1 protein-coding gene is annotated in these 256 nt (G+C 64.8%); it reads left to right on the forward strand.

Features of this window, described 5'->3' with window-relative positions:
* Positions 1 to 256, forward strand: a 256-nt coding sequence (locus ACPYOM_RS23035; RefSeq protein WP_481347747.1) for a hypothetical protein, incomplete at both ends; no start/stop codon positions are given.

Genomic DNA, 256 nt, shown 5'->3' on the forward strand with positions numbered 1-256 from the left:
CTCTCCGGCCATATCCTGGAACTCGCCAAGGGCTTGCCTGTCCTGGTGGGACTCGGCCGCGCCAGCGAGCAGCGCGCCGCATTGGAAGACATCTCCGAGCAGTACCGCAGCAGGACCATGGGCACCCTGCGCACCGCTTTCCTCTCCGCGCTCGCCCTCGAACTCATCACCACGATCTCCGTAGCCGTGGTTGCAGTGTTCATCGGTGTACGTCTCGTCGCAGGGGACATGGCCCTGGAAGCAGGCCTCCTGGCAT

The sequence above is a fragment of the Monashia sp. HAY1-2A genome (assembly GCF_056755315.1).